Annotated in this window: 22 protein-coding genes; 16 read left to right on the top strand and 6 right to left on the bottom strand. The window is 39.2% G+C overall.

From position 1 onward, the window contains the following. Positions 1 to 45: 45 nt before the first annotated feature. Complete coding sequence (locus GF867_RS07700) at positions 46 to 1,683, bottom strand: phosphoenolpyruvate carboxykinase (ATP) (protein WP_153832542.1); 1,638 nt, start codon at positions 1,681 to 1,683, stop codon at positions 46 to 48. A gap of 192 nt (positions 1,684 to 1,875) precedes the next feature. Beyond that, positions 1,876 to 3,222: a CitMHS family transporter gene (locus GF867_RS07695; RefSeq protein ID WP_153832529.1), complete on the bottom strand. Its 1,347-nt coding sequence runs from the start codon at positions 3,220 to 3,222 to the stop codon at positions 1,876 to 1,878. Positions 3,223 to 4,056: 834 nt separating this feature from the next. Between GF867_RS07695 and GF867_RS07690 the strand changes: the two genes are divergently transcribed. Genes GF867_RS07690 through GF867_RS07650 form a run of 10 tightly spaced genes read left to right on the top strand, consistent with a single transcriptional unit; the run spans position 4,057 to position 11,886 of the window. Next, the gene (locus tag GF867_RS07690) at positions 4,057 to 4,392 is read left to right on the top strand and encodes a hypothetical protein (RefSeq protein WP_153832528.1); all 336 of its coding nucleotides are present in this window, start codon (positions 4,057 to 4,059) and stop codon (positions 4,390 to 4,392) included. Between the two features lie 18 nt (positions 4,393 to 4,410). Next, a complete protein-coding gene (locus tag GF867_RS07685) occupies positions 4,411 to 4,800 on the top strand; it encodes an acetyl-CoA carboxylase biotin carboxyl carrier protein subunit (protein WP_153832527.1) in 390 nt (129 codons plus the stop codon). A gap of 37 nt (positions 4,801 to 4,837) precedes the next feature. Then, entirely contained in the window at positions 4,838 to 5,959 is a 1,122-nt protein-coding gene (locus GF867_RS07680) for a sodium ion-translocating decarboxylase subunit beta (protein WP_153832526.1), read from the top strand. Positions 5,960 to 5,994: 35 nt separating this feature from the next. Beyond that, positions 5,995 to 6,129 (top strand): OadG-related small transporter subunit, encoded by a 135-nt coding sequence (locus GF867_RS14045; RefSeq protein WP_253940778.1) that lies wholly within the window; start codon positions 5,995 to 5,997, stop codon positions 6,127 to 6,129. A gap of 33 nt (positions 6,130 to 6,162) precedes the next feature. Beyond that, entirely contained in the window at positions 6,163 to 7,158 is a 996-nt protein-coding gene (gene citC / locus GF867_RS07675; protein WP_153832525.1) for a [citrate (pro-3S)-lyase] ligase, read from the top strand. Positions 7,159 to 7,171: 13 nt separating this feature from the next. Then, on the top strand, positions 7,172 to 7,480 hold the full coding sequence (citD, locus tag GF867_RS07670; protein WP_311453174.1) for a citrate lyase acyl carrier protein: 309 nt from the start codon (positions 7,172 to 7,174) through the stop codon (positions 7,478 to 7,480). After that, the gene (gene citE, locus GF867_RS07665; protein ID WP_153832524.1) at positions 7,468 to 8,355 is read left to right on the top strand and encodes a citrate (pro-3S)-lyase subunit beta; all 888 of its coding nucleotides are present in this window, start codon (positions 7,468 to 7,470) and stop codon (positions 8,353 to 8,355) included. The genes citD and citE overlap by 13 nt, the downstream gene beginning before the upstream one ends. A gap of 1 nt (position 8,356) precedes the next feature. Then, positions 8,357 to 9,889, top strand: a complete 1,533-nt coding sequence (gene citF, locus GF867_RS07660; protein ID WP_153832523.1) for a citrate lyase subunit alpha — start codon at positions 8,357 to 8,359, stop codon at positions 9,887 to 9,889. Continuing rightward, the gene (citX, locus tag GF867_RS07655; RefSeq protein WP_153832522.1) at positions 9,882 to 10,499 is read left to right on the top strand and encodes a citrate lyase holo-[acyl-carrier protein] synthase; all 618 of its coding nucleotides are present in this window, start codon (positions 9,882 to 9,884) and stop codon (positions 10,497 to 10,499) included. Before citF ends, citX begins: the two co-directional genes overlap by 8 nt. Next, positions 10,492 to 11,886, top strand: coding sequence for an oxaloacetate decarboxylase subunit alpha (locus tag GF867_RS07650; protein WP_153832521.1), 1,395 nt, complete (start codon positions 10,492 to 10,494; stop codon positions 11,884 to 11,886). The genes citX and GF867_RS07650 overlap by 8 nt, the downstream gene beginning before the upstream one ends. 888 nt (positions 11,887 to 12,774) lie before the next feature. On the opposite strand, the gene GF867_RS07645 is transcribed toward GF867_RS07650, so the two are convergent. Together GF867_RS07645 and GF867_RS07640 are read right to left on the bottom strand one after the other, a co-directional pair. Further along, complete coding sequence (locus GF867_RS07645) at positions 12,775 to 14,172, bottom strand: HD domain-containing protein (RefSeq protein ID WP_153832520.1); 1,398 nt, start codon at positions 14,170 to 14,172, stop codon at positions 12,775 to 12,777. A 15-nt stretch (positions 14,173 to 14,187) separates the two neighbouring features. Continuing rightward, a complete protein-coding gene (locus GF867_RS07640) occupies positions 14,188 to 15,090 on the bottom strand; it encodes a lipoate--protein ligase family protein (RefSeq protein WP_153832519.1) in 903 nt (300 codons plus the stop codon). Positions 15,091 to 15,180: 90 nt separating this feature from the next. On the opposite strand from GF867_RS07640, the gene GF867_RS07635 reads away from it, so the two are divergent. The 4 genes from GF867_RS07635 (at position 15,181) to fba (ending at position 19,673) form a co-directional block, all read left to right on the top strand. After that, the gene (locus GF867_RS07635) at positions 15,181 to 15,597 is read left to right on the top strand and encodes a DUF1934 family protein (protein ID WP_153832518.1); all 417 of its coding nucleotides are present in this window, start codon (positions 15,181 to 15,183) and stop codon (positions 15,595 to 15,597) included. Positions 15,598 to 15,641: 44 nt separating this feature from the next. Then, positions 15,642 to 16,307, top strand: coding sequence for a DNA-directed RNA polymerase subunit delta (gene rpoE / locus GF867_RS07630; protein ID WP_153832517.1), 666 nt, complete (start codon positions 15,642 to 15,644; stop codon positions 16,305 to 16,307). Between the two features lie 237 nt (positions 16,308 to 16,544). Then, a complete protein-coding gene (pyrG, locus tag GF867_RS07625; protein WP_153832516.1) occupies positions 16,545 to 18,164 on the top strand; it encodes a CTP synthase in 1,620 nt (539 codons plus the stop codon). A 651-nt stretch (positions 18,165 to 18,815) separates the two neighbouring features. Beyond that, positions 18,816 to 19,673 (top strand): class II fructose-1,6-bisphosphate aldolase, encoded by an 858-nt coding sequence (gene fba, locus GF867_RS07620; protein ID WP_153832515.1) that lies wholly within the window; start codon positions 18,816 to 18,818, stop codon positions 19,671 to 19,673. Between the two features lie 113 nt (positions 19,674 to 19,786). Here fba and GF867_RS07615 read toward each other — a convergent pair whose 3' ends face one another. Both GF867_RS07615 and GF867_RS07610 read right to left on the bottom strand, forming a co-directional pair. Then, positions 19,787 to 22,033: a HelD family protein gene (locus GF867_RS07615; protein WP_153832514.1), complete on the bottom strand. Its 2,247-nt coding sequence runs from the start codon at positions 22,031 to 22,033 to the stop codon at positions 19,787 to 19,789. Positions 22,034 to 22,150: 117 nt separating this feature from the next. Further along, the gene (locus GF867_RS07610; protein ID WP_153832513.1) at positions 22,151 to 23,119 is read right to left on the bottom strand and encodes a lactate/malate family dehydrogenase; all 969 of its coding nucleotides are present in this window, start codon (positions 23,117 to 23,119) and stop codon (positions 22,151 to 22,153) included. A 249-nt stretch (positions 23,120 to 23,368) separates the two neighbouring features. Between GF867_RS07610 and allE the strand changes: the two genes are divergently transcribed. Next, positions 23,369 to 24,160, top strand: a complete 792-nt coding sequence (allE, locus tag GF867_RS07605) for a (S)-ureidoglycine aminohydrolase (RefSeq protein ID WP_153832512.1) — start codon at positions 23,369 to 23,371, stop codon at positions 24,158 to 24,160. 24 nt (positions 24,161 to 24,184) lie between these two features. Then, on the top strand, positions 24,185 to 25,261 hold the full coding sequence (gene allD, locus GF867_RS07600; protein WP_366927794.1) for an ureidoglycolate dehydrogenase: 1,077 nt from the start codon (positions 24,185 to 24,187) through the stop codon (positions 25,259 to 25,261). Positions 25,262 to 25,309: the final 48 nt, after the last annotated feature.

The raw sequence follows: 25,309 nt of genomic DNA, 5'->3' as shown, positions 1-25,309 counted from the left end.
TTCAGTTGAGATCGACGAGGAAAACTCAGAAACAAGTTAAGATAACTAATTAATGGTACGCACAATTTTCTGGAATGCTTCAATAATCTCATTCGGCAAGAGATTTTGAGTATGTTGTGCGTTAAAGTTAGCGATAAAATCTAAGCGACCTTGCATACGACCTTTTAAATAATCTAAATAAACATCATCATCAAATGGTACATCAAAACCATCGATTTCTACAAACTCGAAGTGTTCCAATGGACCAAATGGTTTAAATACTGCAGAACGATTCACGTTCCCTTCAATCACACCTAAAGTATCTCTAGGCGTCACTTTTTTACCTAAAAATTCTCCTGTGTTGATAATATAACATTCCACGCCTTTTTCAAACAAGGCTTTAAACTTCTCATAATCTTCAACCAATGGATATACTCGAAAAGGATTAGCATAAGGTTCAATCACTAAAGCGTCGCGATCATCAGTAGTATTCTCAGCAGTAGAACGTTTCGTTGCTAAAGTTGCACCAAAAGCTGAGGCTAAAAGTGGATCTGTGATTTTGACTATTGGTGGTAAAGAATCATCTTTCATAATCCAATAAATTGCATCGATTGGATCGATAATTTGGTCTACACGATTAGCAGTTGAATAGCGAGATTTCACAGTTCGTCCATTACCATTACGAATATCTTCCGTAACGAGCGCCTTTTTACCATTTTCATCCAGCGTCACCCCAACGTTTTGTAAAGTGACAAAGTAATCTTGTTCTGGGTGACCAGCGGGATAATCATTCGTTTTGTCGAAATACGAAGGTTCCAAAGCGATTGAAGAGCCGTCTGCGATACTCACAATGAAGGCATCATCATGCAAGACTTGGATATCATAGCGTCCATCGTGTTTGGCATGCGTTAAAGTTGATTTACCAGAACCGGATAGACCGAAGAATGAGGCCACATGAGCATCAGATTCTGTACGGAATATTTTTAAACCACCGTGGCAAGCAACATAGCCATTACGCGCAGCAGTTCCCCAAGCTAAAGTCAAAGTACCTTTCTTAATTTCGCCAAAATAGTTCATCCCTAAGATTGCGACCACATTATGATCAGAATCAAAATATGATAGACCCATTGGATAATCTGGATGCTTGAACTCAGGATAAAAGAAAATGTATAAGTCATTTTCTGGGTATTTTTTTGACTTTGCATATAACTCATCATAAACTGGATTGGTAATTTGGAAGTTCATTAACCATGAATATAAATTATTGCTTTGAGTCGCAGGCATTGTAATGTGTGCCTTCACCATAAAATCTTCCGCTAAACCAACATAAGCTGATGATCTAAGGAACGGTTCATGTGAGCCTTGGAAAATTGCATCGCGTACAATTCCGAGTAACTTTTCATCTTCTTCAGGATTATCACCGTAATTACGACGAGCTTTCGCAGTACGACCAAACACACGACCATCTTGAGTGAGTAATTGTTTAGCGCCAGCGGGTAAGCCTAGTTCTTCAGCATGTTTGACTTCAGCGTCTAAAACGATAGTGTTAGGGGATTCGAGAGAGCGGTTATAAGCATCTTCCATTGTGGACACAAGCGTGACATTATTTGAGTAAAAAGCTGTTTCAACAGTTGACTTAAGACGGGAAAAATGTGGGTTGCTTTTGCGAATAGCACTCGTTGGGAATTTCTCGACAGTTGCCATAAAATCATCAGCCTTTCTTCTATTTGATAGGTTCATTGTACTATATCGAACATCAAAAGTTAAGCGTTTCCAATACCTGTATTTAGCCTTTTATAGAAGCAGTTCTATTGGAAAAATAGTCTGTAAAGTAAAGCTTGTGATAAAAAATACCAAGAACCCGAAGGTTCTTGGCGGAGTTGACAGTACTTAAATTTATTGTGGAATGAACAAACGTAATTGTCCAGTCAATACAATGGTTACAACGAAAATTAAGAAAATTCCTAATGCCCATTTACCCGCTTCTTTTTGCCACTCACCCATATCTAAACCTGTTAAACGAAGTAATAGGTAGATGAAAGCTACTAAAGGACTTAATAAGTGGAAAGCTTGTCCCATAAGAGAAGCTAAAGCCATTTCCATATTTGTAAAACCGTATAATGCTCCTGCTTCTGCTAATGGTGGTAACACACCGAAGTAGAAACCGTCGTTTGAGATAAAGAACGTACCAGGTGCTGAAATAATTGCGACGATAATACCCCAGAAGCCACCTAATTGCGGTGGAATAATGTCAATGAAACTTTGAGCTAAAGCATCAGCCATACCAGAACCTTGGAATAGCCCCATGAAGATACCTGCTGCAAAGACTAAGATAACAACTTGAACTGCGTCACCCGCGTTTTCACTAATTCGTTTGTTTTGATCTTTTAGTGCTGGGTAGTTAACCATTAAGGCGATACATGTTCCGATTAAGAATAACATTAATGGTGGTAATTCGATGGCTTCGATAAATGAACCAGCGATTAACCAACCTACTAACACGATAGTTAAAATCATGTTGAATGTCCAGTTTTGAGGACGACGGATTGCTTTTGTTTCTTCATCCGTAATTTGCGTTAAAGCTAACATATCTTCTTCACTTAAGTCAACAATCCCTAGACGTTTTCTTTCTTTACGTCCCATAAATGGTGCGACTACAAAGATTACGTATGCTAATGAAAATAACATACCTGGAACTAAGTATCCTAGGATTTCAGCACCAACATCCATAACGGCCATTGCACGTGCAGTTGGTCCACCCCATGGTAATAGGTTCATAATAGTATTTTGTAAAATGACTAAAACACCTAAGTTCATTAATTTCATATCTAATTTTTTATAGATTGGAATAAACGCACTACAGCAGATTAAAGTTGTTGTTGTGCCATCACCGTTTAAAGAAACTGCTGCGGCAACAACTGCTGTTGCGATCAAGACTTTCATCGGATCGCCTTTAGCAAAACGAATCATTTTTTCTGTGATAGGGTCAAAAAGACCAGCGTCTAACATGATAGAGAAGAATAAAATCGCAAATAATAACATGATACCAGTATTAGAAGTAGTTTTAACGCCTTCTAAAACCCAACTACCCGGGTCGCCTTCATACGCTACCCCAGCAACTAAAGCGATTAAAGCAAAGACGAGGGGGACAATAACTAATGAGGTAAAGGGCGACATTTTCTTAGTCATGATAACGTACATAAAGACGATAATCATAGCATAAGATAAGATGGTCAATAACATTTTTTTCATCCTTTCATTTTTGACAAATTCTACAATAAGAAACGATAGTCACTCGAATAAAAAATTATAAGCACCACGTTATAATTTTCACATGCAAGCGATACCAATTCAACGACGTGTTCTTAGCTGACTTAAGAATAAATTATTAATTATCAAAATGATAGCCCATTCATAGCAAAAGTACACAAAAAAAACAGGACGATTCGTTTTTGAAAAATAAACTACTTAATGTTAACTTAGTGATTTCTATAAAATGCCCAAAATATTCAGCTTAAAAATAAGCGAATATAAGGCTAATTTCATGAGGAAGAATAAGAAAAGTTTAGGTAAACGTTAAAAATAGAGAAGTCAGGAAGAACAAGTTATTAAATCCTATAATTTTATTGCTAAAAAATAAAAATAAATGAAGGAATAAATAACAGGATAAGATTGTGTTTTGCTTAACGATATACTTTGAATTTTATCAATTAAAATTTATGATACATGCCACTATGGAGAGCCGGTCGCTTATGTTTATTTAGTGACTAGCCCGATAAAGATTCATTAAATGATGGGTGATTTCATTCACATGACAGCCTAGGCTTAAATTCTTAAAATATTCAGGGATGGGCTTGAGATTTATTCATATATTTTTCATTGAATCATATTACAGAAATGGAAGCCTTTTATTTAATAGAATACCTGGTGTAAAAACACCTTCAGTTGTGACGCAAAAATTAGGTTTATAATATAGAAGGAAACTAAAAAAACAATTTAAAAACGTTGAAATGCTTTAGTTCTGCGAAATAAAAACTATAATGGAATTGTAAAACAAATTGAGAAAGGAGAAATTAAATGGGATGGTTTAAAAGATTGTTCGGAAGTAAACAAGAAGATTCAGAAACCGCCTTGTCCAATCGCTCGGAGTCAGTAGCTACAAATTCAGCGTCAAGTGAGTGGGAGCCAATACCAGCATATATTGACGCTGATCCGGCAGACTACGAACTAGTAAGTGTGATTGCCACAGCGATTGCTGCTGGAGATCAACCTGACAGTGAATTTGTTGTCAAGAATATTTATCAACGTAATCCTGAAGCGAAAACAGTGTCGTTGATTGCTGCAAGTTTAGCTGCAGGAGCTCATGAGGATAGTCAGTTTGTTGTAAAAAGTATCAGTAAGAAAAGAAAATAAACTATATGGAGGCCTATTATGTTACGTAAATTTAAAATCACAATTGATGGTAAAGAGTATTTAGTTGAAATGGAAGAAATTGGAGGTGCACCTCAAGCAGCACCTGCAGTTCAAGCCGCTCCAGCACCAGTAGCGATTGCTTCGGAAGCACCAGCTACAGAAGCAACACCAACTCCAGCGGTGGTACCAGCTAGTGCAGACGCACAAGTTTCACCCATGCCAGGAACGATTCTAAAAGTTTTAGTTAAAGAAGGCGATGCAGTTAAGGCTAACCAACCAGTCATGATCCTAGAAGCGATGAAAATGGAAAACGAAGTAGTTGCGAATAACGATGGAACAGTTGCAGGCATTCATGTGGCAACAGGCCAAATTGTTAACGCAGGCGACGCATTATTTACACTTAACTAAATTTATTAACGATATCTAAGAAAAAGGAAGTGACTCTTTGGAAACATTATTACAAGGTATTATGTCAATAACACTACCTCAAATTACGATGATGGTTGTGGGTATCATTCTGATGTACTTAGGGATTAGGAAAGAATATGAACCGACGCTACTTGTACCAATGGGCTTCGGTACAATTTTAGTAAACTTTCCTGGTACAGGCGTATTGACTCAAGTCGTCAATGGCGTTGAGCAAGAAGGGGCTTTTGATTTACTTTTTAACTTCGGAATTGGTAATGAACTCTTCCCACTGTTAATCTTTATTGGGATTGGTGCGATGATTGACTTTGGTCCATTATTGCAAAATCCGTTTATGTTACTATTTGGAGCAGCTGCTCAGTTTGGAATTTTCTTTGTTATTATTGTAGCTGTTATGTTCGGTTTCTCTTTAGAAGAAGCAGCTTCAATTGGTATTATTGGTGCGGCAGATGGTCCAACATCTATCTTCGTATCCAATCAGTTAGCACCTAATTTACTCGGACCGATTACAGTCGCCGCGTATTCATACATGGCATTGGTTCCAATTATTCAACCTTTTGCGATTAAATTAGTCACCACTAAGAATGAGCGTCGTATTCGTATGAATTACAGTGCCAAATCAGTTTCAAAAACAACTAAGCTGTTATTCCCTGTTATTATTTCAATTATCGCAAGTCTAATCGCGCCAATTTCAGCGCCTTTAGTTGGTTTCTTAATGTTTGGTAATATTCTACGTGAGTGTGGGGTGTTGGATCGCTTATCGAATACAGCTCAAAATGAATTAGTCAACATTGTAAGTATTCTATTAGGTTTAGCCATCTCAGTGAAGATGGAAGCTTCAGAATTCTTAAACTTACAAACATTAATGATTATTGCATTTGGTTTAGTAGCCTTCGTCATGGATTCAATCGGTGGTGTCTTATTTGCCAAAATATTAAATCTATTCAGAAAAGAAAAAATCAATCCAATGATTGGTGCAGCAGGTATTTCTGCTTTCCCAATGTCGAGTCGTGTTATCCAGAAAATGGCAACCGAAGAAGACCCACAAAACTTTGTGTTGATGTATGCAGTGGGTGCGAACGTTTCAGGTCAAATCGCTTCAGTTATTGCAGGGGGACTAATCTTAGCTTACTTTAGCTAGACTTTTTGAAACACAATGTTAGAAAGGAGAAACTTATGAATTTCGATCCAGCATTAATTACAAAAGCTTTAGAGTTGATGGTATTGGGAATGGGAGGGATTTTCCTAGTTCTAGGCGCTCTTTACGGCGTATCTTTAATCTTACTCAAAATGTTCCCAGGTGAGGAGTAATTAACGTTTAATCATAGAAAGGAGAGCACTTAAATGTTTACATTTAAAAGACTTTGGTTGGACCGTGATCCACTGGCGTACGAACAGTGGCTTGACATCATGCGACGTTCAAAATTAAATAGCCATGAAACAGTGGATTATACGGTGGGTGTGTTTGACGGCGACACTTTAGCTGCAACTGGATCTTTTGAAGGTAACATTATTAAGTGTGTATCGGTTTGCCAAGATTATCAATCAGAAAATTTACTGACTCAAGTGATGATGCATTTAATGGAGAGATTGCGTGATGAAGGTGAGTTGCACTATTTTGTGTATACGAAACCAGATAAGCGTATGATTTTTAAGTCACTTGGCTTTAAAGAAGTGATTGCGAATGAAGATGTTCTATTTATGGAATTTGGGCAGCCGGACTTCGATGATTATTTAAAAATGTTAGCACAATATCAAACGGCTGGTAGTGCCAGTGCCATTGTGATGAATGCCAATCCGTTTACAAAAGGGCATCAATACTTAGTGACTTATGCTGCAGAGCATACCGAACATGTTTATGTATTTGTTCTAACGGAAGAACGGTCAGAATTCTCAGCGGCCGATCGTCTCGCGATGGTTAAGTTGGGAACTGAACATTTAGCGAATGTCACAGTTTTACCAACGAATAACTATATGGTTTCAAGTGCAACCTTCCCATCTTACTTTTTAAAAGATGATGCGGAGTTATCAATCGCCCGTGTTCAGTCTTCATTAGACGCGCGCTTATTTAAAGAGCGTGTCGCACCAATTTTGAAGATTACTGAACGTTTTGTGGGAGATGAGCCTTATTCCAAAGTGACCAATGTTTATAATGAAAGTATGCAGGCGGTATTTGGTGAAACGTTGAAACTAACGATTCTACCAAGAATTACGCATGCGGATACGATTATTAGTGCGACTAAAGTCCGCCAAGCCATTACAGATAATAATGATGCCGTCTTACGGAATTTGCTGCCGGAGACAAGTTATCAATATTTACAAGCACACAATAAAATTTAGAGGTGAAAAAATAGTGGAAATCAAACAAACTGCGATTGCCGGTACAGTTGAATCTAGTGATATTATGATTACACTGGTACCCAATGAAACGCAAGGAATTGAAATCTCACTCGATAGTAGTGTTGAGAAACAATTCGGCAAACAAATCCGTAAGGTCATTCAAGATACATTAGCTTTATTAAAAATAGAATCCGTTAAAGTAGTAGCGGTCGACAAAGGTGCGTTAGATTGTACCATTCAAGCACGTACCATTGCAGCAGCTTATCGTGCGTCGGGTGAAGAGAGTTATGATTGGAAGGAGATTAGCACATGGAGCGTTTAAGAAGAACGATGATGTTTGTACCAGGTGCTAATGCGGCCATGTTAAGAGATGCGCCTTTATATGGTGCAGATTCAATCATGTTTGACCTGGAAGATGCAGTTTCTTTAAAAGAAAAAGATACTGCGCGTATGTTAGTGCATCAAGCATTGAAAACAATCGACTATAGTTCAGTCGAAACTGTCGTTCGTATTAATGCATTAGAAGCTGGTGGTGATCAAGACGTTGAAGCCGTTGTGACGGCAGGCGTAAACGTCGTTCGTTTACCCAAAACAGAGCGTGCTCAAGATATTATCGACGTTGCTAAGGTGATTACAGCTGTTGAAGAGAAATACGGTATCGAAGTAGGGACAACTAAAATGATGGCCGCGATCGAATCAGCTGAAGGGGTGATGAATGCACGTGAAATTGCGATGGCATCTGACCGCTTAATTGGCATCGCTTTAGGTGCAGAAGACTACGTAACAAACATGAAAACGAAACGTCATCCAGACGGTCAAGAATTATTCTTTGCACGTAATATGATTCTACATGCAGCGCGAATCGCAGGCATTGCAGCCATTGATACGGTTTATTCTGATGTGGACAATTCAGAAGGCTTCCAGGATGAAGTACGTTTAATCAAACAATTAGGTTTTGACGGTAAGTCTGTCATTAACCCACGTCAAATTCCACTAGTGAATGAAATTTATCAACCAACGGCTAAAGAAATTCAGAATGCCAAAGAAGTAATCTGGGGAATTCGTGAAGCAGAAGCTAAAGGATCAGGTGTTATTTCAGTTAACGGTAAGATGGTCGATAAACCAATCGTTGAACGTGCTGAGCGTGTGATTGCACTTGCTAAAGCAGCAAAATTAATCAAAGAGGAGGATATTTAGTATGGTAAAGAATAATGTAGGACGCGATATCCCTCAAGAACATGCTGATCAATATGGCGTTTACGATGATTTATTTACAAACGTAAAACCTTATAAAGAAGCAAGTCGTGACTTGAAACCGGTGAAACCAACGGATACTAAATTGTTAGGAAGCATCCGTGAAGCAATCGAAAAAACAGGTTTAAAAGATGGCATGACGATTTCTTTCCATCACCATTTCCGTGAAGGCGATTTTGTTATCAATATGGTAATGGAAGAAATTGCGAAGATGGGTATTAAAAACTTATCGATTGCACCAAGTTCGATTGCCAACGTTCACGAACCTTTAATTGAACATATTAAAAATGGAGTCATCACGAATATCACATCAAGTGGTTTGCGAGATAAACTAGGTGCAGCCATATCAGATGGAATTATGGAAAACCCCGTGGTGATTCGCTCTCACGGAGGACGTGCTCGTGCCATTGCTGCAGGAGATATTCATATTGATGTGGCCTTCTTAGGAGCACCATCTTCAGATGCGTACGGAAATGCGAACGGAACAGTTGGTAAAGCAGTCTGTGGTTCATTAGGTTACGCCATGATTGATGCAAAATATGCTGACCAAGTGGTGATTATTACAGATACATTAGTTTCATATCCGAACTCACCAATTAGCATTCCGCAAACAGACGTTGATTACGTTGTAGAAGTTGATGCAATTGGAGACCCATCTGGTATTGCTAAAGGTGCAACTCGTTTTACAACCAATCCGAAAGAATTATTGATTGCAGAGTATGCAAACAAAGTGATTACGCAATCACCTTATTATAAAAATGGCTTTTCAGTACAAACGGGTACGGGTGGTGCTGCCTTAGCAGTTGCACGATTCTTACGCGATTCTATGATTAAAGATGACGTGAAAGCTGCCTTTGCTTTAGGTGGTATTACGAATCAAATGGTAGAGTTATTAGAAGATGGTTTAGTCGAAAAATTGATTGATGTTCAAGACTTTGATGCCTTATCTGGGCAATCTTTAGGTCGTAATGAAAATCACATTGAAGTGGATGCGAATTTCTATGCATCACCTTTAAGTAAAGGCTCAGCGATTAACCAACTAGATATCTGTATTCTATCTGCTTTAGAAGTAGATACGAACTATAACGTTAATGTTATGACGGGTTCAGATGGTGTTATCCGTGGTGCCTCAGGTGGACACAGTGATACGAGTGCAGCAAGTAAAATGAGTCTAGTTATCTCACCATTGGTGCGTGGACGTATTCCGACAGTGGTTGATTCAGTTAACACAGTGATTACACCAGGAGCAAGTGTCGATGTTGTCGTGACTGAAATTGGAGTTGCGATTAACCCAGCTCGTCAAGACTTAATCGAACATTTTACAACTCTTGATATTCCTCAATACACAATTGAAGAATTAAAAGAAAAAGCATACGCAATTGTAGGTAATCCAGAACCGATTCAATATGGCGATAAAGTAGTTGCTTTAATTGAATACCGTGATGGTACGTTAATTGACGTGGTGCGTAATGTCTAATGCGGTGTTCGCCCAAGGGATTTCAGTAGATTTAATGATGATGCTTGAAACCCGTGAGCAAAGATCGCTGACTCAGAGGGAGTTATTTGCTAAGAATAGACACGCTTCCTTACTATCAGCAACGATGAATATTCCAGGCCCGATTAAGACATCTCCAATTTTACGTAATGTTTTTGAAGAGGTGATGGATGTCGTAAGGCAACACCCGAGTATTCAAGCAGCTCCAATTTTGACAACTTTATACCGCGAAAAAGTGACAGGCCCAGAATATTATATGTTGCTTGATTTACCGGCAGAGGTATTAAAAAAAGCCATGATTGACATCGAGCAACAACATCCTTGGGGCAGATTGCTTGATTTGGATGTTTTATATTGTGAATCTCGTGAAGCTGACAGCTTGCAATTTGGAAGAGAAGAGGCCAGTGCGATCATGACGACTGAACATATTCATAGTATAAGTCGAACAGACTTGAACTTACCGACACGCCGTTGCTTAATTTGTGAAGAGGATGCGAAAGTTTGTGGTCGTTCTCGAACTCATTCGGTCGAAGAAATGCAAGCAGCGATTGCTGAATTAATTGAAAATGAAAGGGAGAAGGTTAATGACTAAAAACATACGTTTCACAGAAACTGTTTTACGTGATGGTCAACAAAGTTTGATTGCAACACGCATGCCAATTGAAGATATGTTACCCATTCTATCAACCTTAGATGAAGCGGGTTACCATTCACTAGAAGTTTGGGGTGGCGCTACGTTTGACTCATGCTTACGTTTCTTAAACGAAGATCCATGGGAAAGATTACGTCAAATTCGTGCTAATGTTAAGAATACAAAATTACAAATGCTATTGCGTGGTCAGAATATTCTAGGCTATCGTAATTATGCGGATGATGTAGTGGAAGCCTTCGTAACAAAAGCCATTGAGAACGGTATCGATATTATTCGAATTTTTGATGCGTTAAATGATACGCGAAATTTAGAAACAGCTATTCGTGCGACAAAAGCAGCAGGTGGTCATGTGCAAACGGCAATTTCTTATACAACGAGTCCAGTACATACGGTGGATTATTTCGTAGAGCTTGCCCAAGAAATGGCTGATTTAGGTGCAGATTCAATCTGTATCAAAGATATGGCCGGTGTATTGACGCCGCAAACGGGTTACGAATTAGTGAGTCGTATTAAGGCGGCGATTGATTTACCGCTTGTTGTGCATACGCATGCAACGGGAGGTATCTCTGAAATGACTTACTTGAAAGTTGCTGAAGCAGGTGCAGATGTGATTGATACAGCTATTTCATCTTTTGCTGGCGGGACATCTCAACCAGCGACAGAATCGGTTGCGATTGCGCTTGAAGGCTTAGGCTTTGAAACGGGCTTAAATATGGAAAAAGTAACGGAAGTTGCGGAACATTTTAACCCGATACGCGATCGTTTTCGTGATGAAGGAATATTGAAAGCTAAAGTAAAAGATGTAGAGCCTAAAACGCTGATCTATCAAGTACCAGGCGGAATGTTATCCAACCTATTAAGTCAATTAACAGAAGCAGGACTTGCTGATAAGTATGATGAAGTGCTTGCAGAAGTCCCACGTGTTCGTGCTGATATGGGTTATCCGCCATTAGTGACACCTTTATCGCAAATGGTTGGAACACAAGCCGTGATGAATATTATTGCGGGTGAACGGTATAAGATGGTACCAAATGAAATTAAAGACTATCTGAAAGGTTTGTACGGTCGTCCACCAGCTCCAATTAATGAAGCAGTCAAAGCTCAAATAATTGGTAATGAAGCTAGTATCACAGTTCGCCCGGCTGACTTAATTGAGCCACAATTACCTACATTACGTGAAGAAATCCAAGCGTATGCGCATAGTGAAGAAGATGTATTGAGTTATGCATCATTCCCAGTGCAAGCACGTGATTTCTTAGGACGTCGTGAAGATCCTTTCTATGATGTTCCAGAACAAACAATATCGGTCAAAATAGATTTAGTCTAAAGTTTCCACTTAAATTTATCCATTCACCATTAAATAACGTAGGTCATTGCTCCAACGATGATCTACGTTATTTATGTTTAGATGGAGGCTATGAGATAGATATTTTTGAGAGTTGGGAGTCTTATTCAATCTCAATATGTTAAAACCATAGTATCACCAAATAATTCTATTGCGACATATTTTCTAAAATAGCCAACAAAACCGCACATAACACTTAAACGAATAATTTTACTTAAGAAGTAGTTTCCAAGAAGCAATAGTTGCTATTAAATGGTTCCAGTAGGTTCGTGAAGTATGCTACCTGTATCAAGAAAGATTTCAATTAAAATAACTGAAAAATTAGCATCTCATGGCGTTACCATTTCACAGAAGGTGCTGTAGAAGCGAAGGTTAAAGATGAGTTTTGCAAAGTCGTGTTAGAACGATTGCATGAATTAAAGGTTATACAAGCTGCAATTTTTCGTGGATGAACTATCTATAAAAAAGTGATTGCCATAAGGCCAAGGGCAGACGCCTAAAAGCTAGGAACCACCTTAAAAAAACAGAATTTGACTTGAAGAATAAATAACGTTGCGATAAAGAAAAGGTACTAACACACAAAGGAAGAAAAGACCCTTTAATATAAGGTTATGCATGTCTTCGCAAAAGTGACAGAATAATCTGCCGATTTATTAAAAATTACGCTCAGGAATTCTAAGTGGAGAGGATATGCAGAGTGTATAATGTGTCGACTTCTGGATAATTGGCTTGGTTGAACCATAAGGAAAGTTGTTAATGGCTTGATAAAAAGTGGGGTAAAAAAACATGCGTTGAGACAGAATCCATTTTCTTGTCTTTCCTTAAGAATACGACTAGACCACATGTTGGCGTCTAGTCGTATTTTGGCATTTAAAAGAGTCTTTGTTGAATTTGGTGGGTGACATCATTGTGTTCGTTGAAGTAGGCAGCGATAATCATTTTCTGGTTTTCATTGAGTTGATCTGCCGGCACTTGATTGATATGTGACAATAATTCTTTCGGGAAATACAGACGGTGGTCACCGCGTGATTTACCCGTTAAGGAATTAACCAAGGCACTTACTTGGGATAATTCAACGATTTGATTGGTTTTCGTCACTAATTCAATTTGCGAATTTTTACTTTGACGGTCAGGACGGTAGTGGTCATAAGGTAAATCATAACTACTATTTTCGCTGAAGTAGTAAGTTGGGTCATAGGTTAAATTGAATAATTCCTCTGTTACGGCAATCGATAATTGTGTGGCTTCTTTTTCGTTAACCAAGATTGATTTAAAGGGTTTACGGTCAAGGAAACGGTTAGCCAAGTCCGCAAGAATCCGGTCATCTTCTTGCGACCAATGCACAAAGTAGCTGTTGACGACACTGTCATCTAAACGCAAGTAGTCTTCAATGGTCCAGTTTTCAAAGAGAAAAGGTTCCAGTAAGCCAATTGGCGTTTTCATGTGAATGTCGTCTTGTTGGTAGCACCATTTAGCGCGGACCAATAAGCTTTTCAGGATTTGTTCCATTCCACGCGAAACCGGGTGGAAGTAAACCTGCATATACATTTGGTAACGGCTGACAATATAATCTTCAACTGCATGCATGCCTGAAAAATCAAAGACAATTTTATCATTATAAGGTCGGATGACGCGTAAAATTCGTGTTAAATCAAAGGTTCCGTAGCTAACGCCCGCATAGTAGGCGTCACGCAATAAATAGTCCATGCGGTCAGCGTCAATTTGGCTGCTGATTAGTTCAACTACTTGTTTGTTAGGGTAAGTTTTATCAATGACACTCGCGACTTTTTCAGGAAAGTCATCCCCTAAACGGCGAAGTACTTGATTAATTTCTGTTTCGGGTGAGGTAATGATTTGACCTGTAATGCGCTCGTGATTTGTATTGAAGATGCCTTCAAAGGTGTGTGAGAAAGGCCCGTGGCCTAGATCGTGTAATAAGGCTGCACACAAAGCGACTAATCTTTCAGCTGGATCCCATAACCCATCGTATTTGGAAGTAGAGGGATAGTTACGATTGAATTGACTAATAATACGGCGTGTAATTTCGTACACACCCAGCGAATGATTAAAACGGGTATGTTCGGCACCGTGAAAAGTAAATGAAGAGGTACCAAGTTGCTTGATGCGACGCAAGCGTTGAAACTCTCGGGTGTTAATTAAATCAATAATGATGCGATCACGAATATGAATATAATCATGAACGGGGTCACGAAAAACTTTTTCGCGAGTTAATTTTTGTGCGGCTACTTTTTCTGTGAAAGACTGCATTACTGTATGCCTCCTTTAGTCTTTGTTGGGTTGAATACTTAAACTACGTTTACGGGCCTGCTCTAAGCGTGGTTGGTAGATTGCTTGGAGTTCAGGGGCGGTATAATCGCCAAGTGTATAATGGCTGTGCTCAGCTAATAGGGCCAGAATAGCTTGCTTGAATTGCTCGACAGTCATCTTGGCTTGTTCTTCAGGCGCTAGGAAATCTGCAATGTTTGCCATCGAAGCGGGATTCACTGTTGGGAAGCGCTCGTCGGCGAGTCCTATTTTGTAAAAATTTTGGATTAATTGGGCTCTTTGCGTTTGGTTACCATTGATGCTAAGGTAGGCTGCCGTTGTAAGGCCAGTTTTGAAGCGTCGTTGGGCAATGCCTCCGATTTTGAGTCCGTCGATGACGAGGTCGTATTTACCTGGACAGTAAGAGTCCGCGATTTCATAGGCTTCTACCAGTAGACCATAAGGTTTTAATGTCAGCGCAATGAGTTTAACCATTTGCTCGTAAGCTTCATCAATCGATAGTGGGAAATGAGCATTATCCGAAACTAGAGCGAGGTTGATGACCCCTTCATCGTTTACGACTGCTAATCCGCCATGTGGGCGCAAAGTCACAGTATAGTTAGCTTGAATTAAATGCTCAATGCCTTCACTAAAGTTGGCGAGTAATTTATCTTTAGCGCCTAACAGGATTGTTGGACGAACGGATGGATAAAAGTGTAGAATGGCTTTAGCTTTTTGGCCCTTTGAGTGTTCATTAGCCGTCATCTGGCCAGTCTCGGCTAAAGTTTGATTCAATTTGGGTAAATAACGCACAAAGCTATCTTGTAAGGCCATTGTAGTATCGGCAATTTGTGCATCAGGATTGTGGTGTTCGTCGTAAATTAGCCAATCATGTTGACTGAGGTAAGGAAAATTTGGCATATTTGTGCTCCTTGTTTAGATTGTTACTTTGATTATAGCATGCTTTGTTTTATAATGAATAAGCAGAAGAATTAGAATGTGAGGTGACTTATGGAGAGACGCGAAATTTCTTTACATGTTAAGCAGTGGGTGCAACATGAGAGTTCAGATGAACGTGAATTATTTGAAGTGAAGACTAAAGGAGAACTAGTTGAATTGTCAACTTTTTCTCGTATAACTTATACGGACAATAATGATGTGAAAATCGAATTGAAGTGGCGACCACAACGTAATGGAGAGGCGAATATCTTAGAAATCAAGCAGCCAGCACATTCAATGTTTTTTGATTTATCGCAGAATACACTGACGCCTTACCATACACCACAAGGTGTTTGGCAACTTGAAATAGTAACCAAGCAAATGTCTTGGCAAAGCTTAGTAGATGGACATCAATTGTATTTAGCTTACGAAATAAAACATGAGCAAGAAATGCTCGGTAAATACGATTTTCAATTGATTTATAAGTAACAAATCGGTAATATATAAAGGTACACTAGGAAGGAAGTGCCAGGATGGAATTAAAACAATTTACAGGTATAAATAAAGAAGAATTATCAATGATCGAGGTGGCGCATGCTATTTTAGAAAACAAAGGTAGCATCGTTGATTTTGCTGATTTATTAGTCACTATCCAAGAATATCTTGGCTTCAATGATTCTGAGCTAGAAACGCGCATGACACGTTTCTACACAGATATTAATATTGATGGACGTTTTATTTCTTTAGGAGATAATCGTTGGGGGTTGCGTGCTTGGTATGCAATCGACGAAATTGATGAAGAAATCATCACTTCTGCCGAAGAAGAAGAAACACCAAAACGCAAGTTGAAGAAAAAACGTAAATTAAACGCTTTTGCTGATTCAGACGATATGATTGACTACAACGATGATGATCCAGAAGATATTGATGGTATCTACGACGAAGAAGACGATTCATTTGATGAAGATGAGGATGACGAAGAAGACGATACAGCCAATTTAAACACAATTATCGACCCAGATGCAGAAGAGGAAGATGATGAAGAACTTGGCGAGTATAAGAGCGATTTAACAGAATTAGGCGATGAAGAAATTGAGCTAGATGACGATGAAGAAATCGAACTAGACGAAGATGAAGAAGACGAAGACGAAGACGAAGAAGAAAATGAAGATTATGACGAAGAGGAATTCAAAGACTAGGCCACTCCAATAATATTTTTTAAAAATAATTATTTAAAGTGCTTGACTAAGAAAATCGAATCAAGTATTATCTTCATTGGGCACCCTAGCGGTATATTAGGGTAAAGTAAGTCGTCAGAGCTCCCCGTTCCAATGGAATGGGGAGCTTTTTTTATTTTTGGACGACCTTCGGTTAACCCGTACGGCTCATTTGACGAGTCGTACAAGAAATCAATAAACAAAAGGGGTAAAATTTTCATGACAAAATACATCTTTGTAACAGGTGGCGTTGTTTCATCAATCGGTAAAGGAATTGTCGCAGCATCATTAGGACGACTTTTAAAAAATCGCGGGTTAAACATTGCGATTCAAAAATTCGATCCATATATTAACGTAGACCCAGGTACGATGAGTCCTTATCAGCACGGAGAGGTATTCGTCACAGACGATGGTTCAGAAACAGACTTAGACTTAGGTCACTATGAGCGTTTCATCGATGTGAACGCTAATAAATATTCAAGTGTAACCACAGGGAAAATTTACTCAGAAGTACTACGCAAAGAACGTAATGGTGATTATTTAGGCGCAACTGTGCAAGTTATTCCACATATCACGAACGAAATTAAAGAAAAAATCATGCGCGCAGGTGAAATCACTAACGCGGATATCGTGATTACTGAAGTTGGGGGAACTGTAGGCGATATTGAGGGCTTACCATTCTTAGAAGCTTTACGTCAAATGCGTTCAGACGTTGGGGCTGAAAATGTTTTATACATTCATACAACGTTAATTCCATACTTAAAAGCAGCGGGTGAAGTTAAAACGAAACCAACACAACATAGTGTGAAAGAGTTACGTAGTTTAGGTATTCAACCAAACATTCTTGTTGTTCGTACGGAAGAAGAATTAGCAAGCTCAATCAAAGATAAATTAGCATTATTCTGTGACGTGGACAAAAACGCAGTCATCGAATCGCGCGACGTTGAGACTTTATACACAATTCCATTGAGCTTACAAGAACAACACATGGATGACATTGTATTAAAACACTTCGGCATGTCTGATTTACCAGCAGCTGATATGTCAGCATGGATTGCTTTAGAGAAAAAAGTTTTAAACTTAAAACAAACAACTAAAATTGCCTTAGTAGGTAAGTATGTAGAATTACAAGATGCCTACTTATCAGTTGCGGAAGCTTTAAAACATGCAGGCTATTCTTTCGATAGTGAGATTGAAATTAACTGGATTAATGCTGAAAATGTGACAGATGAAAATGCCTCAGAAATTTTAGGCGATGTAGATGGTATCCTGGTACCAGGTGGTTTTGGTAACCGTGGTATTAACGGTAAAATTTCTGCCATTAAATATGCCCGTGAAAACAAAGTGCCATTCTTTGGTATCTGTTTAGGTATGCAATTAGCGTGTGTTGAGTTTGCGCGTAACGTTGTCGGTTTAGAAGGTGCAGATTCTGCTGAAGAGAATCCAGAAGCTGCTTACAAAATAATCGACCTAATGCCTGACCAAGAAGAAAATCAAAACTTAGGCGGAACATTACGTTTAGGTTTATATCCATGCGCGCTTAAAGAAGGTACGAAAACACGTGAAATATACAATGGCCAAGCTGTTGTTGAAGAACGTCACCGTCACCGCTATGAATTTAATAACGAATACCGTGAAATGTTAGCTGAACATGGCCTTATCTTCTCAGGTGTAAGTCCAGATAACCGTTTAGTGGAAATTGTTGAATTAGCTGATCACCCATTCTTTATTGCATCACAATTCCACCCAGAGTTTATTTCACGCCCAAACCGTCCACAAAGTATTTTTGCTGGCTTTGTAGAAGCCGCATTAGCTTATAAAAACGGCAACGGTCAATAATTAAAAAATATTTATAACCTAGTAGATTCCTGTCGTAAATGCTTGCGGCAGGAATTTTTCTTGGTATAAGGTTTTATAAGTCTTACAATGATTTACCAAGGATTGTACGTTGTTCAGCTTATTTTTCCAAGGCAGTGGTCGCTTCTAAAGCCTTCGCTAGTGATGCAGGCATTGAAAGCTCGATTGACTAGAAAAAGAGCTAATCTAGGCGAAGGTCTGAGAGCATCGACTAGAAAAAGAGCTAATCTAGCCGAAGGTCCGAGAGAATCGGCTAGAATAAGGGCTAATCTAGTCGAAGGACTGAGATCATCGGCTAGAATAAATGCTAATCTTGCCGATACGTCAAGACAATCGGCTATAAACCTGAAATAGCAGGTTGTTCGTATTTTGAAGGTGCTCGAAAGAGAGTCATTTCTACAATAACCTTCAATATAACAGAATTTTTTCAGCAACAAACAAGCGATAAACTCAATGATTCTCGTTCAATCGATGATGAACAGGCAATCCGCAAAAATAGCAAAATTTCCGATAATATGATAGTTTTCTGAAAGAATGTGCTAGGATGTTGTTTGTCCCTAGCATCATGGAGATTTTTGGAGTATAATTATAAAGGAATAAAATTTTGTATTGTAATCAAGGAGGAATTTGATCATGAGTCGTTTAGTTAGTATGACAGACATGTTGAACAAAGCAAAAGAGGGACAATATGCTGTAGGTCAGTTTAACATTAACAACTTAGAGTGGACACAAGCTGTTTTAACTGCTGCACAAGAAAACAATTCACCAGTAATTTTAGGTGTATCTGAAGGTGCTGGTAAATATATGGGTGGACCAACTGTTGTTGCGGCAATGGTAAATGCTTTATTAGATTCTATGGATATTACTGTACCTGTGGCTTTACACTTAGACCACGGTTCATCATTTGCTTCATGTAAAGAAGCGATTGATGCTGGTTACTCATCAGTTATGATTGATGGTTCTCATAGCCCAATCGACGAAAACATTGCAATTACTAAAGAAGTTGTTGCTTATGCTCACGAACGTGGTGCTTCAGTTGAAGCTGAAGTTGGTACTGTTGGTGGTGAAGAAGACGGTGTTATCGGTGGCGTACAATACGCTGACCTTGAAGAATGTAAACGTATGGTTTCTGAAGCTGGCATTGACGCTTTAGCAGCTGCTTTAGGTTCAGTTCACGGTACTTACGATGGCGAACCTCAATTAGGATTCGAAGAAATGGCTGCAATCTCTGAAGCTACTGGTGCTCCATTAGTATTACACGGTGGATCAGGAATCCCTGAGCACCAAGTTAAAATGGCTATCGAACGTGGACACGCTAAAATCAACGTGAACACTGAATTACAACAACAATGGACAGCAGCTGTTCGTGAGAAATTAAACACTGACGATAAAGTTTACGATCCACGTAAAGTAATTAAACCAGGTTTCGATGCGATTGTTAAAACAACTAAAGAAACTATGGACATGTTTGGTTCATCTAACCAGGCTTAATCATTCCTTAAAGTTTAACCACTTGCTAACTTCGGTTAGTGGGTGGTTTTTTTCGTTTTTAGGGCTACATTATTAAAAAAGCTCTCGACCGTCTTGGCCAAGAGCAAAATTGTTTAACGTAATTTAGTTAAGAATGGACTAGCTTCGCCTTGATAAGTAATAAAGAGACGATCCATCGCACGTGAGAAAGCTGTGTAAAGAATTCTCTGGTCGCGTGCACTCTGATAGTTGTCGGCTGACACATCGACCACTAGCACATTATCAAATTCTAAACCTTTTGATACACTAATTGGTAATACTTGATAGAATTTATCAGTAGTTAAGCTTGGCAATTGCTCTGCTAATAAATCGCGCAGTGTTTCGGCTTGCTGAGCCGTTTTAGTAATAAGCGTTAACTGACTCCCCTTAGGTAATTGCGTGTGTAATATTTCCAACAATTCAACATAATCATTAGAATTCTCAACTTCTTTCATTACAGGTGCTTCGCCATAAGGGCGGATTGGTGTAATCGCAATCTCGTTACGGGTGCTCGCCAGACCACTAAAGGCTTTAGTAATCGCACCACTCGAACGGTAACTGTTCAGTAAATCGTAACGTTGAACATAGTCGCGTCCTCTTTGAGCGCGAGCGACCGCTCCACGTCCACCAATACCAACTGCCGCACTAGCAGCATTTTCTTTTTCGAAAATCGCTTTAATTTGGTCAAACTCAATCGAACTATTAAAGATGGCCTGATTTTCGTCACCAACCATTGTGAACTCACTCTTCGTAAATAAATCTTTTAATAAGTGAATTTGTGCAGGGGAATAATCTTGGACTTCGTCAATTAAAACGAAACGCATATCTGGGATATTTAATTTATCAATAAAGTGATGCATAATCGTTAAATAAATTGCTGCTTCATCAACCGTAAAGCTGTCATCTCTTGCAAATTGATAAGCTTCACCTGTGTAATCTTGATAAACTGTATTAAACATCGCATGGAAGTTTAACCAACTATTATCTTGTAAAGCTTGGGTAATTTTACGGTATTTCTTATGTAAGAATTGGCGGCCTAACTTGACTAAGTTAGCATTGGATTCATCTGCAATCAAGCTACCGAAATATTTCTCCTGCATTTCTTCCGACAAAGTTAAAATCAAGTTTTGCATTTTAGGCTTTTTAGCTTGAGTATTCAAACGTTTTTCCCAATAAGCTAATAATTTCTGCTTAGTTGCTTGTAGACGAGGCTGTAAAGAATTGTCTTCAGGCGTTTCGTCGAAATATTTCTGAATACGTGCAACGGGCACGATATCTTTACCTTTATAAGTTAAAGGATTGAAGAAACCACTTTTCGCTAAGGTAGCACCAGACAATTTAACATGTTCATAAAAGGCTGAACTACGCAGAATATTCACTTGTTGATCATCGACGGCAGAACTAATTCGATTGAAATAACGCTGCTCGTCTTCAATTTCCCAAATTAAATATTGGTCCACTAATTGACGGAAGGTTAAATTCATGGGATTCGTTTCTCCCAAAGAAGGTAAAACATTTGAAATATAATCGATAAAATTACGGTTAGGTGATAGAATCATCACATTATCAGATGTGATTTCTGAACGCAATGAATACAATAAGTAAGCAATTCTTTGCATAATCGTCGACGTTTTTCCACTACCTGCCACACCGTTAACCAACAATAAAGGATGCTCAGTATCGCGAATGATCACATTCTGTTCTTTCTGAATCGTTGAGGTAATATCGGTCATTTGGCTCGTCGCATCTTGTTTCAAAGCTTCCAGTAAGACATCATCTTGGATCGCAACCGACGTATCAAAGAAATTTAACAATTGATTTGCCTCAACGATTAGTTGACGACGCGCTTCAATCGACACATCAATTCTTTGCTTATTTACGTGATAGCTCGAAGGACCTAAATCATTATTGTAGAAAAGTTCCGCAATCGGTGAACGCCAATCATAAATTAAATGTTGCGAATCTTCTTTCGCAAAACCATGACGACCAATATAGAAATCTTCGGTTTCACCTTCATCGCCATCTAAAAAGTCAACCGCAATTTTACCAAAATACGGAACTTTCAATAGCTGGCGTACCTTTTGTAAGAGACTAGCGGCTGTTTCCATACGCAAATTCATCTGATCAATTTCGCGACTCTTCGTTTCGAAGTTGGCAAAGGTCTCCAATGTATCGGAATCATTTCCGAAATTTAAGCGGACCTCGCTCGCTAACATACTTAATTTAGCACGACCTTCGGTTTCATAACGCTCAAGTAACTCACTCAATTCGCTCTCGCTGTTTAATAATTGCTCATAGACATGTTGTAAATAGGCTTGTTCCTGTTGTAAGGCTTCAGTCATTTTGGCAACTCCTTTCACATCTGCTTCTCGGACCCCTTAGGATACTATATTTTCCCTATAAATTCAATGGTACAGCAGAAAACCTCTTCTAGCGACTGCCAAAAGAGGTTCGGGATATTATTTTAAAGATTCAGCTAATTCAATTGAAGCTTGGATACTCGCAACCGAAATGTTTAATTTTTCTGTTTCCCAATCATTTAAGCTAACAGTTAAACGACGTTCAACACCATTACGTCCTAAGACACATGGAACACTGAAAGCACTTGGTTTATCGAAACCATATTCGCCATCAACAAATGGTACTGCTACTGGATAAATAGCTTTCTCATCTAAAAGAATGGCACGTGCCACTTCAATCGCAGATTCTGCAACCCCAGCATTGGTTACGCCGACTTTAGCGTCGAAGACTTCATAGGCAGTTTGGACCACATGCTCTGTGATTTGGTCAGGTGATAAAGGTTCAACCTCTGGGAAATATTCCGCTAATTGATCAAAAGGAATACCACCAACTGTTAATCGACTTAAAACGGGGAAGGCAGTATAGCCATGTTCGCCCATCATGTAACCTGAAACGGATTTTGGATCAACACCATAATGACGTCCAATTAAGTGACGTAAGCGCGAAGAGTCTAACATACAACCCGTACTTAAGATTTGTTGAGTCGGATAATCGTACTCAGTACATGCGATATAAGCGACTGTATCAGCAGGGTTTGTAATGAAAATTAAAATCGCATCACGCGTGTATTTGACAATGTTCTCCATGATTTCACGGATAATCGCAGCGTTATTTTTAATCAATTCTTGACGGTCAGCTGGTACTGGATCGGGTGCGTAGACGTGAGTAGCAGAAATAATGACAATATCAGCGTCCGCCACTTCTTCATAACCACCAGAATGAATGTTGATATTGCGTCGAGAAATTAGACCTGTCGCATGATCTTGATCTAACGCCTCACCGTAAGCGATTTTTCCACGTGGGTCAACAACCGCAATTTCACCAAACAATTCAGAAGATGCAGCATAAGCGAGTACATGCGAGCCAACATGCCCAGCGCCAATAACAGCTAATTTTTGAGTTTTCATATAAAAAAGCCTCGTTTCTAATAGAATTCTAATGATTATAATATACCACACACTGTTGATGGAAAGACAGTCTTGTTCTCATATTTTGTCAAAGTGTGTTAAAACCATCGTTCTTATCAAAGGAGATCTAATTTATTAGTGATTTTCAACAATGAGTTGTCAGAAATTGTGAAGTGTGCGACTTGGGTTTGTGTTGCAAAGCGTTTACAATAGGATGTGAAAAGAAATATCGTTTATGGAGGGAATGGAATGGGATACAAAAATAATAATACAGGTTACCGTGATGGCTTATTAGAGTCTCGCGCAGTAATTGAACAAGGGAGATACGCAATTTTACCTCACGATGGTTTAGTGAACAATGTGGTGCCAGGATTTGAGCATACACGCATTACGATTTTAGGCTCACCACGTTTAGGCGCAACCTTTAGTGATTTCATTGCGGAATTTTTAGAAGGCGGTAAAAACACGCTCGGCTTTGGTGGTGAAGGGCTTGAAACATTTGTCTATGTCTTAAGTGGTGCACTGAAAGTTAAGGATGCTCAAGGTGAAGTGCATGAATTGACAGATGGAGGTTATGCTTTCTTCCCTGTAAATGAGCTAATGTACTTCGAAAATAATCAAACTGAAGTGACCGAAGCGTTTTTATACCAAAGACGCTATGATGCCTTAGCTGGCTATGAAGCACATAAAGTAGTTGGCAATCGCGCAGATATTACACCGATTCATTATGAAGGCATGGAGGATGTTTTATTATGGGATTTATTGCCAGTCGATGATTTAGGTTTCGATATGAATATGCACATTCTATCCTTCGAACCTGGCGCGAGTCATGGTTATATTGAAACGCATTACCAAGAACACGGTGCTTACTTGTTATCAGGACAAGGCATGTATAATTTAGACAATCAGTGGTTCCCAGTTGAGAAAGGTGATTATATCTTTATGGGCGCTTATGTGCCGCAAGCTGCTTATGCTGTTGGGCGTGGCGAACCATTGAGCTATGTGTATTCAAAAGACGCTAACCGTAACCCAGGCGTTTAATCGCTATTAGAGAAAGGGAGTATTATCTTGTCGAATCATGAAGAAAAATTAATCAATGTATCGCATACCCGACTACACGATTTGATTAAAGCCAAACTAGAAAAAGCAGGTTTAAAAGAAGATCAAGCTGAGGAAACAGCGAAACATTTAGTCTACGCTGACTTATGCGGGATTCACTCGCATGGTGCTGTTCGGGTTGAATATTATGCTGAACGCATTAATAAAGGCGGAATTATCACTGAACCTAACTTGAACTTTGAGAAAACGGGTGAAAGTACGGGGATTTACCATGGTGATAATGCACAAGGACATTATGTCGCAAACCTGGCTTTAGAACCAGCCATTAAAATGGCCAAAGAAACAGGTTTGGCGGTTGTCGGCGTATCACGTGTGGGTCACACAGGGACTCTTTCATACTATATGCATAAGGTGGCGGCTGCAGGTCTAATGGGCATTTCGATGACACAATCAGACCCAATGGTAGTACCATTCGGTGGGGCAGAAACTTATTATGGGACGAACCCGATTGCTTTCTGTGCGCCAAGTGATGGTGACCATCCGTTGGTTTTCGATATGGCGACGACCGTACAAGCTTGGGGGAAAATCCTCGATGCACGATCTAAAGGCCGTCAAATCCCAGATACTTGGGCGGTAGACGAGAACGGTGCAGCGACGACTGATCCAAATGAAGTAAGAGGTTTATTACCCATTGCTGGCCCGAAAGGCTACGGCTTAATGATGATGGTTGACATGTTATCCGGTATCTTATTGGGGATTCCTTTTGGTCGTAATGTAACGTCAATGTATGCTGATTTACACTCAACGCGTGATTTAGGGCAAATTTATATCTTAATCGATCCTGAGCGCTTTGCTGGTTTAGATAGCGTAAAAGCAAACGTTACGCAAACAATGGCAGATTTGAATGCAATTAAACCAGCTCCTGGTTTTGAGCGCGTCCAATATCCAGGACAAGGTAGCACGGAACGTTATGCTAAAAATCTAGCAAATGGTATCGATATTCCAGAATCCATTATTGCTTATTTGGAAGATGACGCTGTTCACTATAATAATTACGATGGACTCAGTGCTTTTGCCAATTAAGTAAACACATACCCCAAACAAAATACACCGAAAGAACTCAACGACTAA

The organism is Fundicoccus ignavus (assembly GCF_009659375.1).
GTDB classification, from domain to species: domain Bacteria; phylum Bacillota; class Bacilli; order Lactobacillales; family Aerococcaceae; genus Fundicoccus; species Fundicoccus ignavus.
This window is presented reverse-complemented; position numbering and strand designations above follow the sequence as displayed.

What these genes read in the sequence shown, in the direction of transcription:
- GF867_RS07700 (WP_153832542.1), bottom strand. Translation starts at nt 1,683, where the DNA reads ATGGCAACTGTCGAGAAATTCCCAACGAGTGCTATTCGCAAAAGCAAC.
- GF867_RS07695 (WP_153832529.1), bottom strand. Translation starts at nt 3,222, where the DNA reads ATGTTATTGACCATCTTATCTTATGCTATGATTATCGTCTTTATGTAC.
- GF867_RS07690 (WP_153832528.1), top strand. Translation starts at nt 4,057, where the DNA reads ATGGGATGGTTTAAAAGATTGTTCGGAAGTAAACAAGAAGATTCAGAA.
- GF867_RS07685 (WP_153832527.1), top strand. Translation starts at nt 4,411, where the DNA reads ATGTTACGTAAATTTAAAATCACAATTGATGGTAAAGAGTATTTAGTT.
- GF867_RS14045 (WP_253940778.1), top strand. Translation starts at nt 5,995, where the DNA reads ATGAATTTCGATCCAGCATTAATTACAAAAGCTTTAGAGTTGATGGTA.
- citC (WP_153832525.1), top strand. Translation starts at nt 6,163, where the DNA reads ATGTTTACATTTAAAAGACTTTGGTTGGACCGTGATCCACTGGCGTAC.
- citE (WP_153832524.1), top strand. Translation starts at nt 7,468, where the DNA reads ATGGAGCGTTTAAGAAGAACGATGATGTTTGTACCAGGTGCTAATGCG.
- citF (WP_153832523.1), top strand. Translation starts at nt 8,357, where the DNA reads ATGGTAAAGAATAATGTAGGACGCGATATCCCTCAAGAACATGCTGAT.
- citX (WP_153832522.1), top strand. Translation starts at nt 9,882, where the DNA reads ATGTCTAATGCGGTGTTCGCCCAAGGGATTTCAGTAGATTTAATGATG.
- GF867_RS07650 (WP_153832521.1), top strand. Translation starts at nt 10,492, where the DNA reads ATGACTAAAAACATACGTTTCACAGAAACTGTTTTACGTGATGGTCAA.
- GF867_RS07645 (WP_153832520.1), bottom strand. Translation starts at nt 14,172, where the DNA reads ATGCAGTCTTTCACAGAAAAAGTAGCCGCACAAAAATTAACTCGCGAA.
- GF867_RS07640 (WP_153832519.1), bottom strand. Translation starts at nt 15,090, where the DNA reads ATGCCAAATTTTCCTTACCTCAGTCAACATGATTGGCTAATTTACGAC.
- GF867_RS07635 (WP_153832518.1), top strand. Translation starts at nt 15,181, where the DNA reads ATGGAGAGACGCGAAATTTCTTTACATGTTAAGCAGTGGGTGCAACAT.
- rpoE (WP_153832517.1), top strand. Translation starts at nt 15,642, where the DNA reads ATGGAATTAAAACAATTTACAGGTATAAATAAAGAAGAATTATCAATG.
- pyrG (WP_153832516.1), top strand. Translation starts at nt 16,545, where the DNA reads ATGACAAAATACATCTTTGTAACAGGTGGCGTTGTTTCATCAATCGGT.
- fba (WP_153832515.1), top strand. Translation starts at nt 18,816, where the DNA reads ATGAGTCGTTTAGTTAGTATGACAGACATGTTGAACAAAGCAAAAGAG.
- GF867_RS07615 (WP_153832514.1), bottom strand. Translation starts at nt 22,033, where the DNA reads ATGACTGAAGCCTTACAACAGGAACAAGCCTATTTACAACATGTCTAT.
- GF867_RS07610 (WP_153832513.1), bottom strand. Translation starts at nt 23,119, where the DNA reads ATGAAAACTCAAAAATTAGCTGTTATTGGCGCTGGGCATGTTGGCTCG.
- allE (WP_153832512.1), top strand. Translation starts at nt 23,369, where the DNA reads ATGGGATACAAAAATAATAATACAGGTTACCGTGATGGCTTATTAGAG.